A 15443-nucleotide genomic window follows, 5' to 3' on the forward strand; every position below is an offset into this window, starting at 1 on the left:
TTTCCCCAGTGGAAAAAGGTCGCCGCGCTATCGCGTCGGCTTGCCCAGTAGCAGGCGCGCCTGCGTGCCCCAGCTGCCGACGAACAGGTCGTCCACGCCGTCGCCGTTCACATCACCCTTCGCCATGCTCCAACCGCGCGCGACCATCGCGGCGGGGATGGCAGAAGCGGTGACGTCATTGAAGCGCCCCCTGCCGTCATTGGCATAGGCGCGCAGCTGCAAAGGCTTGAACCCAGGCACGTCGATCGCACCGACGATCAGGTCCGGCGCGCCATCATGGTTAAAGTCCATCACCATCCCGCCCCAGCTGGAAAAGCGGTTGGCGGGCAGGCGGGCTTTGGTTTCGTCGCGGAACTTGCCTCGCCCCTTGTTGATCAGCAACCGGACCTGCGGGTCCTTGACCCATGCCTTGTTGTTGCTAGTCAGGTTCAGGAACAATAGGTCCGGGCGGCGGTCGCCATTGGCGTCGAACACATGCACTTCGCGCGTTTCCAGCGGGGTGAGCAGTTGAAGGCTTTTGGCAGACTCGCGGAACCGGCCCTTGCCGTCGTTCAGCAGCAGGCGATTGGGTGGGCTTTCGTTGGCAACCACCATGTCGAGGTCGCCGTCGCCATCCATGTCGGCGAGCGCAATATCCTGCGTGTCGTCTTCATAAGCGGGCAGATGCGTTGCCGTCGCATCGATGAAAGTGCCGGGCTGCTTGGGGTCGTTCAACCACAGGAAATTCTGCCCCGACGCGCGCGGCTTGCCGGGTCGGTCCTCGGCGGAATTGCCAATTGCGATGTCCGGCAGGCCGTCGCCATTGACGTCGCCCACCGCCAGGCCGTTGCCCTCGCTCATCTTAGGCAGGCGGTCGGACGCTTCGGTGAACACGCCGCCCGGCCCGCCCAGGAACAGCTGGTGCGCATGATCCTCCTCCGCGACGAAGATCAGGTCGGGATGACCATCGCGATTGAAGTCGGCGGACAGAACATGCTCGCTGTCATGCGCCTTGGTGCCAATCGCCCCTTGCTTCCAGGTGAAACGCCCCTGCCCATCGTTGATGTAAAGCCGGTTCGCGCCCATTTCGACCGCGATCGCCGCGTCCAAATCCCCGTCGCCATCCACATCCACCAACGCAACATCCAGCGCGTGAAGATATTTGGAAACAGGCACATGGGTTTCTGTCACGTCGTCGAAGAACGGCGCGGGCGCAGCGTCATCCTGCGCCCCGGCGGGCATGGCGGCGGCAGTCAGCAGCAACGTCGACAGCGCCTTGCGCAGGAAATGGCCGCGATTCATCATGCGGTCTCCAACGTGCGAAGATAGGCAAGGCTCTTAATCAGTGAATCGATGCGCGCGCCCGGAAAGGGCGGCTCCTGCTCCACAAAGAAGTTGCGCACGCCCCCCGCTCGCGCCGCTTTCAGGATGGCGGGCCAGTCCATCTTGCCAGATCCCACCTCGGTCGGCTTTTGCTGCAGATGATAATTGACCACCGTATCCGCCCTGATGTCTTTCACATGCATCTGGGTGAAGCGGCCACGATAGCGCTGGAGCCAGACGACCGGGTCCTGCCCGCCCGCTGCCAGCCAGCCAGCATCCATTTCGAAATCGACGATGCGCGGGTCGGTCCGTTCCAGCAGGATCTGCAGGCCGGTCTTGTCGCCAATCGGCGCGAGTTCGCCATTATGATTGTGATAGCCGATCTTTATCCCCTGCTTTTTGAGGACAGTGCCGGTCTGGTTGAGGAAATCGGCCATCCGTTCGTAGCGTCCGGCGGGAAGCGGTGGGCTGTCGGGACGCATCAGCGACATGAAGGATATAGGCGCGCCCCAGATCGGGTCCTTGGGGAACTGGAACAATGGCAGCACGGCGTTACGTGCGCCCAGCACCTTCAGGTCGTCCGTCAACTTACCAAGATCGTCGAAAGAAAGGCCAGATGCGCCCGGCACGGCGGAAGATGCTGCAACATGGGCGCTGCGGCATTTGAGGCCCGCCCTGTCCAGCGCCGCACGGAACTCGGTCGGGGAGCGGCGGTGCAGCGAGGCAAGCTCGACAGACCGCACGCCTGCCGCGGCAATCTTGGCCAGCGTGCCGTCGAAGTCGCGGTAAAGGTCTGGTTCGAACATATATAGCTGCACGCCCGCGCCATCCTCCCCCAGCAGCGGTGCAGGTTTGCGGCGCGCCGCCGCTGGCATCCCGGCGGCTAGCATCAGGAGAGCGGAGGATTTGAGCAGATCGCGACGGTGCATCAGTTGATCTTTCACTGTGAGGATCATCAGGCGAAGACGGCCTTGCGGCTCGCCTCACGCATGGAGGCTTCGGGATAGCGCATCATGCACAGAACCACGCCCAAGGAAAAGAATGCGGGCACGATGCCGATCAATATTCGCAGCGGCAAGGCATTGCGCGGATCACCCGCATGGGCCGGATCAAAGCCGAGCCAGCCAAGCAGCAGAAAGGCAAGGCCCACTGCCAGCCCAAGCGCCAGCTTCATCGATCCGTTAAGCGTGGCGTAGAGCAGCCCGGTGCGGTCGACGCCAAATCGGGCGCGGGTCGCATCGGCGACGTCCGCCATCAAGGCACGCGGCAGGAACCAGGCGATCGGTATGCACAGACCCAGCGCCGCGACATTGGCGGCTGTCAGCCAGAAGGTGCCCGGCGGCTGGGCTGCCATGCCCAATTGCAACACCGCCTGAAGCAGCGCGCCGGCCTGCAGCGCCCGCGCCTTGCCGATCCGCCCGGCCAGCTTGGCGAACAGCGGGGTGCCAGCGAAGGCCGCCGCATAGGCGATCAGGATCAGCGTGCTCGCCACCGCCCGGTCAAAGCCCAGCTGTCCCATGTAGAAGAACAGCGCCACCGCATTGGCGACACCGGTGGACAGCGCGATCAGCAGGTCGGCGAACACCAGCCGTACGACTGGTCCCTGCGAGAATAGCGCCACATAATCGCGCACCGCCAATGCCGCCTGCGTGACTTGCGATGGCAGCTTTTCAGGCGTTGTCCGCAGCGCCAGCAGGATTGCGCCAGGGATAAGCAGCATCATTACCCAACCGGCAGCATGCATGCCCGCCGCCGGATCGCCCGGATAGGCGCTGGCCACCAGCGGCAGGATGGCAAGGATCGAAAACTGCCCTGCCGTCGCGAACATCTGCCACCAGGCGAAAATGCGGGTCCGCTCCGTCGCGCTGGTCGACAGGGTTGCGGTCCAGGCCAGATGCGACAGCACGATCATCGAAAAGCCCAGAAAGGCGATGAACAGCCACACCCACAAATAGACCATGCCGACGCCACGCTCCGCCTGAAACAGGGCGTAGGTGGACAGCATCAGGATGGGCGCGCTCGCCGCCAGCCACGGACGGTAGCGGCCCCACCGGGTTCGCGTCGCATCCATCATCCCGCCCAGCAGCGGATCGATCATCAGGTCCAACACGCGCACCGTCATGAAGGCGGTTCCGACCGCCGCTACCGGCAAAGCGAGCGCATTGGCGTAAAATTCAGGCAGGAACACCGTGACCAGCGTGGCGTAGGCCTGGATCGCCAGCGCCGTCACGCAGAAAGACGCCAGTCTCCCACGTCCCAGCGCATCGTCCCTGCCCTCCGCCATTCAACCGTCCCCCTTGATCGGATTCTCAACTGGTAATACCACAGATTCATCAAATCGCCAGTGGGTATGTCCGATTCTGTCGACAACTGCCCAGTGGGGATGATTAGGACGGACGTGGGGATCAATGGGAACGCCAGAAACATTGCCGGGGAACGAACAGGACATCCCGTTTCGGGAAGTGATAGGCTTCGCCAACGATCATGCAGGCTTTCCCATGCGACCGCCGGTGCTCGACCTTCTCGGCCGCCATAGCGGGCGTATCATCGATGTCGGCGCGCGATCGGAAGAGCCGGTGGACTTCCCGGACGTTACCCGGCGAGCCGTCCAGGCCATTCTGGACGGGCAGACGGATCGCGTCGTCCTGCTGTGCGGAACCGGCGCGGGGGCATGCATCGCCGCCAACAAGGTTCGGGGCATCCGCGCCGCCGTCGCTCATGACACCTATGTCGCGCGGCAGGCGGTCGTGCATGACGACGTCAATGTGCTCTGCATCGGCGCATGGATCACCGGGCCGCAGATCGCGCTCGATATCGTACGGCATTTCCTGGCGGCGCGGTTCAGCGAAGAAGAACATTTCCGCCGCCGCGTCGCAAAGCTCGCCTTGCTTGAGCAAGGCGGCTGAAAATGGTCGGTGCAGGCAAGGTCATTGTGCTGGGGAGCGTCAATGTCGACCTGCTGGTCAGCACCCCCCGCCTGCCTTGCGCGGGCGAAACCGTATCCGGGACCGGCTTGACGCGCCAGTTGGGTGGCAAGGGGGCAAACCAGGCGGTTGGCGCCGCGCGCGCGGGAGCGCATTGCATCTTGCTGGCCGCAGTCGGGGCCGATGATGACGGTGCGAGCATGATGGCCGCTCTGGCGAGTCATGGCGTCGACACGGGCCGGGTGCATGTCACCCCTTCCGCCACCGGCTGCGCGCTGGTCGCCACGTCGCCGCAAGATAATCAGATCATCCATATTGCCGGGGCGAATAGCGATGTCGGTGCCATGCTTACAGCCGGGGTTGATGTTGGTCCGGACGACGTCTGCCTTGCTCAGATGGAAACGCCCGCCTCAGCCACTGCCGCGCTGTTTCGGCGGGCCCGCGCCGCCGGAGCCTGCACGATCCTGAACGCCGCGCCGGCATCGCTCGATGCGCGCCAGCTTCTACCACTCTGCGATCTCATCATCGTCAATGAAAGCGAACTGGCCCTGCTCACGGGCGCTGAAGGCGGGCTCAGGCTGGACGCTTTAGGATTGACGCGGGGCCGTAACTTGCTCCGCCTCACGCACGGCCAGACGCTGCTGGTGACATTGGGTGCCGACGGTCTGGCTATCGTGGAAGAACGCGGCGTTATCTGGATCTCCGGGCACCCTGTGGCGGTAACCGACACGACTGGCGCTGGAGACTGTTTCTGCGGCTATCTTGCCGCGGGACTTGCCCGTGGCGACGACATGGAGCGGGCCGCGCGGGAAGCCAATGCAGCGGCGTCGATCGCCGTCCAGTCACTGGGCGCAGCCGCATCCATCCCCGCTCGCGCCGCCGTGCTGCAAATCCTTGCCGCGATCCGCGAACCAACCATCTAAAAAATCGAACCAAGGAGCCTGAGACGTGATCAACCCAAATTCCGGCGGCAAGCCCAGCCTCGCTGCCCGCCTTCTGAGCGCCGCCCTGTTGTCCGCCGCAGTGCCCTTTGCCGCAGCGCCAGTCCTCGCCGCGCCTGCTGCATCGGTCGGCGATGCAAAGATCGACTATCTGACCGCCCCTTTCCGTCAGGAACGCATTCTGGACTGGGGCAACCGGCCCAACTGGTCGCCCGATGGCCGCCGCATCGCCTTCACGAAGGACGATCTAGTCGATAGCGCAGCCTATGAAATAGACCTGCGCACGAAGAAGGTGCGCTGCCTCACCTGCAAGTTCGGCGATACGCGGTTCGTCACCCGCATCTTCTATCTGCCCGACGGCAACTTCCTGATCGAAGCCGCACCCGGCATGAAGGGGGGCAGTGGCGGAGCAGCGGACGTGGCGCGGACCCAGCTTTTCTGGATGTCGAAGGCGCTCGCGCACCCGGTGTCGCTCAACAGCGGCGCGATGGGCGATATTGCAATCGCTCGCAGCGCCAATACCGACGGATCGGTCGATATCTCCTGGTCACGTCCGACCACCACAGGCCTGGAACTCGCCAAGGCACGGCTGGTCACCGACGGGCGCACCGCGCATCTCGCCGACCAGCAGAGCCTGTATGATTATCGTCCGGGCCAGCCCGGCCCCGCCAGCTTCCCCGAAGCCTATGACTTCATCGACGGGGGACGGAGCGTCATGTTCTGGACCACCGAAATGGCAGCGCTCGACAGCGAAATGTACAAGGTCGATATCGCGACCAAGGCCGTCAGCAAGGTCTACGCCACGCCTTCCCACAACGAGACCCATGTCTTTCCAGACGAACGTTATGGGCTGGAAGAAGCGAATATCCATTCCGATCCGGACGGTCCCTATCGTGGCATCAGCGCGCACATCAAACCTGGCGTCGAACAGATTTTACGCTTCGCGGGCAAAAGCGAGGCAGCAGAGATCGCCGCCGCCAACTCCGGCAAGGGCTTCGACATCTTTGTTATCACCATGGATGGCAAGTCGCGCCGGGCGCTGACGCATGTCAGCCCATCGGGGGCGCAGGCTCATCAATCGACAGTCTCGCCGGACGGCCACCGCATTGCCTTCGCGATAAAGGACCCCACCGGCAAATCCGGCCATCCAACAGGACTCTATATCGGAACGTTCGGAAAATGATGAGGCCGACCCTGGCCGTGTAGATCAGAAATGCAAGAAATGTTGCTGAGCAAAGCGTCGATCTAACCTGGCCTTAGTGAGGCGAAAATTGGCATGCGCGCCCTCCGTCAGAGGTTTTCGTTCATGTTCCACATGGTGGAATGAGCGCTTATGGCGTCGAGCACATTCCTGTAAGGAGTAAGCACCCACTAACAAAAATGCTTAGGTGGTCACATGGAGGGGATTATGAAAAGGTCAAGGGGCCGTCATCTCACACAGCTGTTGAGTTGCGTCTGCGGACTGGCCATCGCCAGCAGTGCGGCTGCCCAGCAAGCTGAGCAGGCTGCTAGTGAACCGACTACTGCGGAGATTGTCGTCACAGCTACACGTCGCGCCGAATCTCTCCAGGAAACGCCGCTGGCGGTCGATGTCGTGTCAGGGCAGGAAGTCGCCAAGCTCAACCTGTTCGACGTCAAGGAAATCCAGAACGTTGTTCCAGGCCTAACGCTGGAAAATGGCGACGGCCGCAGCAATGTCGCGACGCTGCGCGGTATTTCCTTCAACCCGGATAGCGGGTCGAGCGATGCGGTTCAGGTCTATTTCAATGAAATCGACGTAGATCCCAACACCTTCTTCAGCGCGATCTACGACATCGGCCAGATCCAGGTTCTTCGTGGTCCCCAAGGCCTGTTCCGCGGCAAGGTATCACCGGCAGGCTCGATCGTCATCGGGTCCGCCCGTCCCGACTTGAGCAAGCCGACCGGGTACGCACAGGTCGCGGTCAGCGATCTGGACGCCCGCAACTTCCAGGGCGCGGCGTCCGTGCCGATCATTCAGGACAGTCTCGCGGTTCGGGGTGCCCTGCTTTATGATCGCAACCGTGGCGGGCAGGTGAAGAATGTAGACGGGCGCAAGTCGTACAATGAAACGATGAGCGGTCGTATTTCGCTGGCCTGGCAACCCTCGTCCGACTTCCGCGCGGACCTAGTCTATCAGTATCTCTGGACCGACGTAAGGCCGTTTCGCGCAGTATTCGGCCCGGGCAACCAGCCCAGCCCGAACAGCTTCTTCCCGCTGCGCAGCGGTCCGGCGATCAGCCTTAAAGATCGCCTGGCGGTGAGCGAAGGCGCGCTGCGGTTTACCAATGAAACGCACCTCGTCACGCTCAACACCAATTATAATTTTGGCTGGGGCGAGCTGGTATTCAACGGCGGCTACCAGAAGACGCGTTTGGAACAGCAACGGGACCAGGACGATGGCAATGCCGTTCCCAGCTACCAGCTGAATCAGCATGTTCACACGCCCTATGATCTGTGGACGGCGGAAGTTCGTCTTCAATCGCCAAATGATTCACGCCTGAACTGGGCGGTCGCCGCGAACTATGATTATGGCAAATTCAATGATGTCCGAGTAAACCAGAGCAACGACGCCTTCTTCACCGATCCGGACGGCACCAACTTCCCCGGTATGACTGGCCCCGGCCCGGTGCCGCCGCAGATTTTCGTATTCCCGGTGGACGTGTCGGTTATCTTGCCGATCCTCAGCAAATCCTATGCGGTTTCAGGCTTGCTGGGCTATGAGGTCGTCGATGGCCTCACCATCACCGGCGGTCTGCGCCAGACGTGGGGGAAGACCACCCGCTCCAATCGGCTGATCATCCCCGCTATCGGCCTCGACACTACCGATGTAAGCGTGATCAAGCCCAGTGCCCTGACTGGCGGCGCATCGATAAGCTGGAAGATTAATCCAGACCTTAATGTTTATGCCAATTACGGTCGGTCATTCCGTCCCGGCGTTGCAGCTACGGGTGTTTCGACACCGCTCGATCCGCAATATCTCCAAACGCCAGACGAAACTTCGGATGGATTTGAAGTGGGCCTGAAGTCCAGCCTGTTCGACCGCAGGGTGACGCTGAACATCGCAGCCTTCTACCAGACGTTCAAAAATTATGTGGACTTCGCGCCGGGGCTCACGACCAATTCATCGGGTGTGCCCGGCAATGTCGATACGGCGACCGCACCGCTGCCGACCTTTGGCGACGCGATCAGCAAAGGGGTCGAAGTACAGCTCGGCTTCCAGCCGTCCGAATGGGTGGACTTCAACCTGAACGCCACCTACGCCGACGCGCATTACGATAATGCCCAGCTTTATTGTAATGACTATAATGGCGATGGCGTGCCGGATTCGAATGGTACGCCCAGCGTTCCCGGGACTCAGCAGGTTGCGCTCTGCACCCGCAATGACCGCATCGCGGACGTTCCGAAGTTCAGCCTGTCGAGCAATGGCGAAGTGCGCTTCGGCATGGGTTCTCTGACTCCCTTCGTCCGTGGTCTGCTGTCCTATCGTCCGGGCTATAAGTCGCAGAACAGCAACTACACCTACCGGGACTTCACCAAGGTCGACTTGTTCGTCGGTTTAAGGGGCGAAGATCGATGGGAGCTGAACCTGTTCGTGAAGAACCTGCTTGATCAGACCCGTGCCCAGCGCGTGTCGCAAGGAAATGCCCAGATCGCAACCGGCGCATTGCCCGGCTTTGAGCTATTAGGCACCATACCGTTCGACTCCGGTTACCGCGTAGCCAGCATTACAGCGCCGCGCGAATTCGGCGCGACACTACGCTTCAACTGGTGATCGACTGGCTGGGGGGTTGCTTGGGCGATCCCCCAGCCAATACTAGCTTTGAGGATTGCCCAATCCGGCCATGGCAGAGCGCCTCACTACCATCGTTCGATTTTCCTTGGCGACGAGAAGAGAGGATGATGGACAAGATCGGCACGCAAGAATCCCCAACCCAACCTAGAGGAAGCAATGAAGGCCGTGGCTCGCCAGCCGGCGGCATCGGTCAACCGGGCCATCACATCGTGTCGCGCCTTCTGCAGCTTATCGCGCGGCGCGGGGGAAATGCGGACGGCATATTGAAAGTAAACGGGTTTGACGAGCCGTTGGACCAGTTCCTAGCCGACACCCTGCCGTCCCTCGACATCGCCAACCTGCAAAGGCTATCGTCCCGCGCCAGCGTGGAATTGTCGGACATGCAGGCCTATGCCACCGGACGGCTTCCTTTTCGCGGCGGCGACTGGCGCCTGCTTTTCTATTGCCTTGTCGGCAGCCGCACCCTGCGCGAAGCTATCATGCGAACGGAGGAACTGCTGCTGGCAATCGACGCGCGCATGGGCAACATGACGCTGAAGCGGACAGGCGGCCTAGCCCGCCTGTCCTACACCGGCGCGCGCAGCGGTGATGAAGAGATCGACTTCATCGTCATCCTGCACGGCCAGCTTATGTTTCACTCCATTTTCAGCTGGCTGATCGGCAAGCCTTTGGAAGGTGTTCTGGCGCTCGATTTCCCCGAACCCGCCAGGCGTCATCTGGACGGCCAACTGCTGCCGTTCGACCCCCTGCTAGGCGCGGACCAACTGGAAATGCGCTTTGCAGCGTCCCACCTCGAGCAGCCGGTGATCCGCACCATGTCCGATTGCGAAGCACTGCCGACGCTCAATTTCCTGTTCGGACTGCAGACGGGCGAGTATCCACTGGAAATCGTCCGCCGTTCGCGTCACTTCATGGCGATGGCGCTGCGGGAAAGGCGCAAGCTTCCTTCGTTCGAAGAACTGGCACGGCATCTTGCCATCGGGCCAATGACGCTCCGGCGTAGGCTGCATAGCGCTGGCAGCTCATTCCGGGTGATCCGGGATAACCTGTGCCATGATCTGGCCATCGACATGCTGACCAACAGCCGCATGTCGATAGAGGATATCGCTGAACGCCTAGACCTGTGCGATTCCAACGCTCTGCGACGCGCCTTTCGCGGATGGACCGGCATGGCTCCGACCGAATTTCGTCGCAGATTGCTTTAGCATGGACTGGCACCGCCGCCAGCAGCGCAGACAGGCGATCAATCCAGCGCGGCTCACACCATGATCTCCGACAGGCTGCGCGAAGTCTTCATCTCGTCCGTGCCCCATGCATCGACCGGAACGCCCATCAACTGCTGCATGGTGAGGCCGACGCGCGAAATCGGGTCGCCCTGCCCTGCGATATGGATGCCGCTCTTCACCTTGCCGCCTGCCCGCCCAGCCAGCATCACGGGAATGCCATTCACATCATGGTTCTTGGCGTAGCTGACCTCGGAATGGGCGACGACCAACATGTTGTCGAGCAAGGTGCCGTCCCCTTCCTTCACCGCTGACATTGCCGTTACGAAGTCGGCCCATCCCTGCATGCTCTGCGTCGAAAACGCGTCGACCGTTGGCTGGTAGCCCTTCGTGCGATCCACCTGTTCCTCATGCGTAGCCTGATGATAGGCGGTGGGCGATCCGGCCTGCCGCAGGTCGGCAGTGGCGGTAGAAAAGACCATGTTGAACACCTTGGTCTGGTTACAGGCGACGGCCATCGCCAGCAGCTCCGCCATCAGCTTGTGGGACTGCTGGCGGGCGGTGACGTCCGTACTGGCGGGCAGGTCGGCAGGCTGCGTTGGCACGACGCAAGCCTCCGCCCTCGGCGGCCTTTCCAGTTGCAGCGCCAGCTTATTTTCAACCTCACGGATCGAGGTGAAATAGCTATCGACCCGCGCCTTATCCTCCGCGCCCAGCTTGCCCAGCATCCTGCGGCGCTCGTCGGTCACGGCGGACAAGACGCTGCGGCGTGCCATCACCTTGGGGTCGGGGGTGAATCCCGCCGCATTTGGATCGCGAAAATCCGCGCCGAAGATGCGGCGATACAGCTCCATGGGTGATGCAACGCTGGGGTTCATCTCCGTCCCGCTGCGATAGGAAAAGCTGGTGCGCGCATTGCCGTCGACGCTCAGTTCCAGACTGCGAAATAACGTGCCTGCGCCGATCGCGCCCGCGATGCTGACGTCGAATGTCGGTCCGGCGATCTGCTGCCATGTGTCGCTGGGCGTTCCGGTTCGAAGGCCTATATTGCCCGAGATATGCGGCTGGTTACTCTTGCCGCCCAAGGTGACACCGAAGCCTGACAGAACAGAAACCTTGTCCTGAACCGGCCTGATCGGCGCGAGTTCAGGCGGCAGGTCGTAATTGGCGCCAGCCGTCGTGGGATTCCAGCGGTCGGGGATCATCCCGCAGCCCCAGAACCATGTGCCAAAGCGCACCGGCAAGCGGCCTCCGCCAAGGGTCGCGGCCAGCGCAGTGCCGTTATCATCCAGGAAATAGTCGAGGAACGGCAGGCCCACGGCCACCGCCCCGCCGCCAAGCATGCCTCGCAGCAAAAAGCCGCGCCTGTCGAACTGCGTCATCAACCTTTCCTTCCTGACGATGGTTTGCCCGCGATCCGTGACGCTGCTGGCGCCCGCACGGCGAAGAATTGGGGATCGATGACAATCCGCCGGAACAATGGCCGGATGCGGAACCCGGCGTGAGCGAAATCTTCATGCAGGCTTGCCATCAATGGCTCTTCGGAAGGCAGCAGCGCTCGCCCGGCCGCGTAGCGCCACGCCGATTGCGCCACGCACTGCGTCACCTTTGGATTATCGTGCAGCGCCTTGCCCAAACCCGCGCTGTCGGTGAACGGCACCTTGTCCAGCATGCCGGTCGTGTCGATCGGCACGCCATTTTCCGTTGGCCGAAACTGTCCAGCGCCGTCGAAACTGTCGAGCGTCAGCCCCATGGGGTCAGTCAGCTTATGGCAACTCGCGCATTCCTCATCGTCAAGATGCGCCTTCAACCGTTCGCGCGTAGTGCGGAAGGCGGGATTGCTGGTATCTTGGACGATAGTGAAGTTCACATTGGCGGGCGGCGTCGGTACATGTTCGCACATTAGGACTTCGCGCAGCGCCTTGCCGCGCAACGTGGGCGAGGACCGCCCCTCATGCGAATGCAACGCCAGAAAGCTGATCTGCGTCAGCAGCCCGACGCGCGGGTCCTGATCCGGCAAGGTGATCATCGACCAGTCGCGCGGACCATAGGGTATGCGATAAAGCGGGCTCAACTGCCGGTTCATCGCCACCCGGCGGGTGGTGAACAGGTCACGATAATCGCCATTTTCCTCCACCAGCAGCGTCGTGATAGTACGCAGCGTCTGTTCCCGTGCGGCAGGTGCGGCGGAAGATCGGAACGCCGGATAGATGATCCCGTCCTTCGACAGCGACATCATCCCTTCCAACTGGAGGAAATCGTCGAAGAAAGACCGCACGCCGGTTTCAAACCGTGGCAACGCCATCAGCCGATCAACCTGCCGGATAAGCCCCGCCTGCGTCATCAGGCTACCGTCGGCCGCCGCCTGCAGTAGTTGTTCGTCGGGCGTGCTGTTCCACAGGAAATAGCTGAGCTTGCTGGCGCGCGACCATGCGTCGATCGTCCGGCCGCCCGGCGCACTGGGGTCGGCCACCTCCCGGTCGGTCTGGAACAGGAAAGGCAGGTCCGACAGCATCGCCGTCAGCATGATCACCAGCCCGCCGTGGAAATCCTTCACCGTCGCGGCGGCCGCCAACGTCTGCGCGACAGCGAGCTTCACCTCCCCGTCAGTCAGCGGCCGACGGTAGATCCTTAGGCCCACCCGTTTGAAGAAATCCGCCGCGCAGGCAGCGCCTTGAGGGTCGGATGCCGACGGCGCGCAGCCGACCAGCCGGTCGCGATGTTTCGCATCGACTACCTGTTCGGCGATGCCGCGCGCAATCTGCTCATATTGCTCCGCACCCGCCGGGGTCAGCGACACTGCGCTGGTGCCCGCCGCCAGCAAACCGCCGACCCGCATGTCCGGTTCGAACCGGCCGCTCACCTTGATGTCAGGCCCGAATATATCGGCGATGGTCGCGCGATATTGCGCCTCGGTCAGCCGCCGGAACTTGGGCACCTGTGGCTGCTGCGCCTGCTGCTGCGTCGGCGCATCCGCCTGCCCGGCGCTGGCCGCCATCAGGATTGCGCCGATGGAACAGAGCGCCGTCACGGCGGACAGCGCGCGAAGGACGCGGGATGAGATCACCGGCCCGCTCACTGCTGCACTCCTTGCGCCACTTGCTGCGGCTTGATCAGGAAGACGGGCACGCCCTTGAACCGCAATGCCGATGAAATGGCCGTGTTGCGCCCCGTCTTCGGGTCAGGGAAGGCATCGGCATAGCGCCGCACCGCCTTGATCAGCGCGGGGCAGGACATGCGCGTCAGATTGGCGCCCACCTGGGTGGACTGATGATAATTGTCCTCGATGCTCGCCAAAGTGTGATAGCCGTAAATGCCACCCTCTATGGCTTCGCCCGGCTTGATCTTCGCCTGGATGCGCGCTTGCCGGACCTCGCGATAGCTGTCGATGATCTGCTCACGCAGCCGCAACCGTAAGTCGAACGGTTCAGTTAGCAGTTCGCCGTTGCGGATTTTGCCCTTGACCTGAGCCATGAAGCGGCGATCCGGATCGACATCCAGGCTCGCCCATGCCAGCGGCTTCCCCGCCCCTGATAGTTCCAATGGACTGGCGCTGGCGTAAAGGCGCACCGTAACATCGTCATCGTTGGCCGGATGATCGACGCCGCTCAACTCGACCAGCGTGGGCGACGACATCGATGTGATCACCTCGTCTGCCACCTTGGGCGTGCCGAAATCGCGCGTGGAAAAAGTGCATCCTACCGCCCGGATCAGCTGGTTATCGACGCCCGGTTTCTGATCGAGGCTGACATAATCGTCCTTGTTCGCGAGCCTATCCAGATCGATGCCGTAGGCAATTGGGCCGCGATACTCCTCATTCCCCTTTTGCATAAAGGGGAAGTCGTCTGGATTGGTGCAGCTGTCATAAGCAAAACGGGTGCCCAGGAACGCGACAATGCCCTTGCCCTTGGGGATGCTATATTTCTGCCGCAAAGCATCCTGCTCCGCATCGCTCAGTTGAGCCATGCTGCCATTGGGGCCGGACACCTTACCCGTAGGCACCATCTTGAAGCCCAGCCGCTGGCCCATCAACTTGTGCAGGTCCTGCACCTTGTCAGGCGCCCCATATTTCTCGCGCTCGGCGGGCGGCAGACTTTTCAGGAATAGGTCGGACGAGCTGAGCGACAGCGCGCGGCATGCCTTTTCATCTTCATAAGCTGCGACATATATATTGGTCAGCGCAAAGGAAAAGCTCTGGGGCTGCGGCGCGGATGCGCCAACTGCCATCATGCCGCCCACCGCCAGCAATCCCGCCGCGACCCGCCTGTCGAGCCCATGGGATATCATATCTTTCATCGCCCTCTCCTGCCGTCCGCGCTGTTACGCCGGTATTTCTTCGTCCGTTATCACGCAGCCGCGCAGGCGTGCGCCACGGCGTTACTGTTCACGGAAGCGGCAGAAGTGATCCGACATGTCTGGTAGGGTGGCAGGTCAGGCTGATCAGAAACTCTGTGTCGCGACTTCCGCGCTCATCCGCTGCGCTGCGCTGATCAGCGCAGGCCCCAGTTCGTCCAGCCGGGCGCGGGTCAGATGGGATGACCGATCCGAAATCGACAGCGACCCCTTGGGCAATCCATAGCGATCCTTGACCACCGCCGCGACGCAGCGCAGCCCGTTGCTATGCTCTTCGTCGTCCAGCGCATATCCGCGTGCCCTGATCTGCGCTAGTTCGTCACGCAGACGGTCGCCGTCGATGATGCTGCGCGCGGTGCGGGCCTTGAGCGGCGTGCTGTCCAAATAGCGGTCGAACTCCGGTCGGGACCATTGCGCCATCAACACCTTGCCCGACGCCGTGCTATGCAAGGGCAGCACCGCACCGGGGCGCGCCGCGGTCTGGCGGAACCCGTTGGTCGCGGCCTGCCCGACATAACAGACACCCGCTCCTTCGGGTACGGCGATGTTCACACAATGCTGCACTTCCGACATCAGTGACCGCATAATGGTGCGGCCCAACTGACCGAGGTCCCGCATCTGGGCGAACACCGCGCCCACAGTGAAGGCCTGAACACCGACCGACCAGCCATTTTTCCGCCGGTCGAAAGCGACATAGCGCAACGCTTCCATGGTCGTCAGCAAACGGTGGGTAGTGGATCGCGGCAGGCCTACGGCACGGGACAGGTCGCTGAGCGTCATATGGTCGCTCTTGGCCAATTGATCGAGAATGCCGAATGCCCGCACCAGCGACTGGACTCGCCCAAGCAGGCCGTCCTCCGGCTCTTGCTGACTATCGGTCACACCC

At 62.1% G+C, this 15443-nt stretch carries 12 protein-coding genes; 5 read left to right on the forward strand and 7 right to left on the reverse strand.

The window, feature by feature from the left end; all coding sequences use genetic code 11:
* Positions 1-27: 27 nt before the first annotated feature.
* The 3 genes from FHS54_RS02425 to FHS54_RS02435 are packed head-to-tail and all read right to left on the reverse strand — an operon-like array spanning position 28 to position 3586.
* Positions 28-1284: an FG-GAP repeat domain-containing protein gene (locus tag FHS54_RS02425; protein ID WP_167302189.1), complete on the reverse strand. Its 1257-nt coding sequence runs from the start codon at positions 1282-1284 to the stop codon at positions 28-30.
* Positions 1281-2231 (reverse strand): sugar phosphate isomerase/epimerase family protein, encoded by a 951-nt coding sequence (locus tag FHS54_RS02430; RefSeq protein ID WP_167302190.1) that lies wholly within the window; start codon positions 2229-2231, stop codon positions 1281-1283. The genes FHS54_RS02425 and FHS54_RS02430 overlap by 4 nt, the downstream gene beginning before the upstream one ends.
* Before the next feature lie 26 nt (positions 2232-2257).
* The gene (locus tag FHS54_RS02435; RefSeq protein ID WP_167302191.1) at positions 2258-3586 is read right to left on the reverse strand and encodes an MFS transporter; all 1329 of its coding nucleotides are present in this window, start codon (positions 3584-3586) and stop codon (positions 2258-2260) included.
* Between the two features lie 124 nt (positions 3587-3710).
* Between FHS54_RS02435 and FHS54_RS02440 the strand changes: the two genes are divergently transcribed.
* The 5 genes from FHS54_RS02440 to FHS54_RS02460 all read left to right on the forward strand — a co-directional run bounded on the left by FHS54_RS02440 (position 3711) and on the right by FHS54_RS02460 (position 10186).
* Positions 3711-4208 carry an RpiB/LacA/LacB family sugar-phosphate isomerase gene (locus tag FHS54_RS02440; RefSeq protein ID WP_167302192.1) on the forward strand — a complete coding sequence of 166 codons (498 nt, stop codon included), beginning with the start codon at positions 3711-3713 and terminating at the stop codon, positions 4206-4208.
* 2 nt (positions 4209-4210) lie between these two features.
* Positions 4211-5149 carry a ribokinase gene (locus FHS54_RS02445; RefSeq protein WP_167302193.1) on the forward strand — a complete coding sequence of 313 codons (939 nt, stop codon included), beginning with the start codon at positions 4211-4213 and terminating at the stop codon, positions 5147-5149.
* A gap of 25 nt (positions 5150-5174) precedes the next feature.
* Positions 5175-6350, forward strand: a complete 1176-nt coding sequence (locus tag FHS54_RS02450; protein ID WP_167302194.1) for a TolB-like translocation protein — start codon at positions 5175-5177, stop codon at positions 6348-6350.
* Positions 6351-6575: 225 nt separating this feature from the next.
* Positions 6576-8960: a TonB-dependent receptor gene (locus FHS54_RS02455; RefSeq protein ID WP_167302195.1), complete on the forward strand. Its 2385-nt coding sequence runs from the start codon at positions 6576-6578 to the stop codon at positions 8958-8960.
* Positions 8961-9190: 230 nt separating this feature from the next.
* Positions 9191-10186 (forward strand): helix-turn-helix domain-containing protein, encoded by a 996-nt coding sequence (locus tag FHS54_RS02460; protein ID WP_167302196.1) that lies wholly within the window; start codon positions 9191-9193, stop codon positions 10184-10186.
* A gap of 53 nt (positions 10187-10239) precedes the next feature.
* Here FHS54_RS02460 and FHS54_RS02465 read toward each other — a convergent pair whose 3' ends face one another.
* From FHS54_RS02465 to FHS54_RS02480, 4 genes are all read right to left on the reverse strand, one after another.
* Positions 10240-11586: a DUF1552 domain-containing protein gene (locus FHS54_RS02465; protein WP_167302197.1), complete on the reverse strand. Its 1347-nt coding sequence runs from the start codon at positions 11584-11586 to the stop codon at positions 10240-10242.
* Positions 11586-13283: a DUF1592 domain-containing protein gene (locus tag FHS54_RS02470; RefSeq protein WP_167302198.1), complete on the reverse strand. Its 1698-nt coding sequence runs from the start codon at positions 13281-13283 to the stop codon at positions 11586-11588. Before FHS54_RS02470 ends, FHS54_RS02465 begins: the two co-directional genes overlap by 1 nt.
* Positions 13280-14500: a hypothetical protein gene (locus FHS54_RS02475; RefSeq protein ID WP_167302199.1), complete on the reverse strand. Its 1221-nt coding sequence runs from the start codon at positions 14498-14500 to the stop codon at positions 13280-13282. The genes FHS54_RS02470 and FHS54_RS02475 overlap by 4 nt, the downstream gene beginning before the upstream one ends.
* 144 nt (positions 14501-14644) lie before the next feature.
* Complete coding sequence (locus tag FHS54_RS02480; protein ID WP_167302200.1) at positions 14645-15439, reverse strand: IclR family transcriptional regulator domain-containing protein; 795 nt, start codon at positions 15437-15439, stop codon at positions 14645-14647.
* Between the last annotated feature and the right edge of the window lie 4 nt (positions 15440-15443).

The sequence above is a fragment of the Sphingobium vermicomposti genome, from assembly GCF_011762025.1.
Lineage (GTDB): Bacteria > Pseudomonadota > Alphaproteobacteria > Sphingomonadales > Sphingomonadaceae > Sphingobium > Sphingobium vermicomposti.

What these genes read in the sequence shown, in the direction of transcription:
- FHS54_RS02475 (WP_167302199.1), bottom strand. Translation starts at nt 14,500, where the DNA reads ATGAAAGATATGATATCCCATGGGCTCGACAGGCGGGTCGCGGCGGGA.
- FHS54_RS02445 (WP_167302193.1), top strand. Translation starts at nt 4,211, where the DNA reads ATGGTCGGTGCAGGCAAGGTCATTGTGCTGGGGAGCGTCAATGTCGAC.
- FHS54_RS02425 (WP_167302189.1), bottom strand. Translation starts at nt 1,284, where the DNA reads ATGATGAATCGCGGCCATTTCCTGCGCAAGGCGCTGTCGACGTTGCTG.
- FHS54_RS02430 (WP_167302190.1), bottom strand. Translation starts at nt 2,231, where the DNA reads ATGCACCGTCGCGATCTGCTCAAATCCTCCGCTCTCCTGATGCTAGCC.
- FHS54_RS02435 (WP_167302191.1), bottom strand. Translation starts at nt 3,586, where the DNA reads ATGGCGGAGGGCAGGGACGATGCGCTGGGACGTGGGAGACTGGCGTCT.
- FHS54_RS02455 (WP_167302195.1), top strand. Translation starts at nt 6,576, where the DNA reads ATGAAAAGGTCAAGGGGCCGTCATCTCACACAGCTGTTGAGTTGCGTC.
- FHS54_RS02440 (WP_167302192.1), top strand. Translation starts at nt 3,711, where the DNA reads ATGGGAACGCCAGAAACATTGCCGGGGAACGAACAGGACATCCCGTTT.
- FHS54_RS02465 (WP_167302197.1), bottom strand. Translation starts at nt 11,586, where the DNA reads ATGACGCAGTTCGACAGGCGCGGCTTTTTGCTGCGAGGCATGCTTGGC.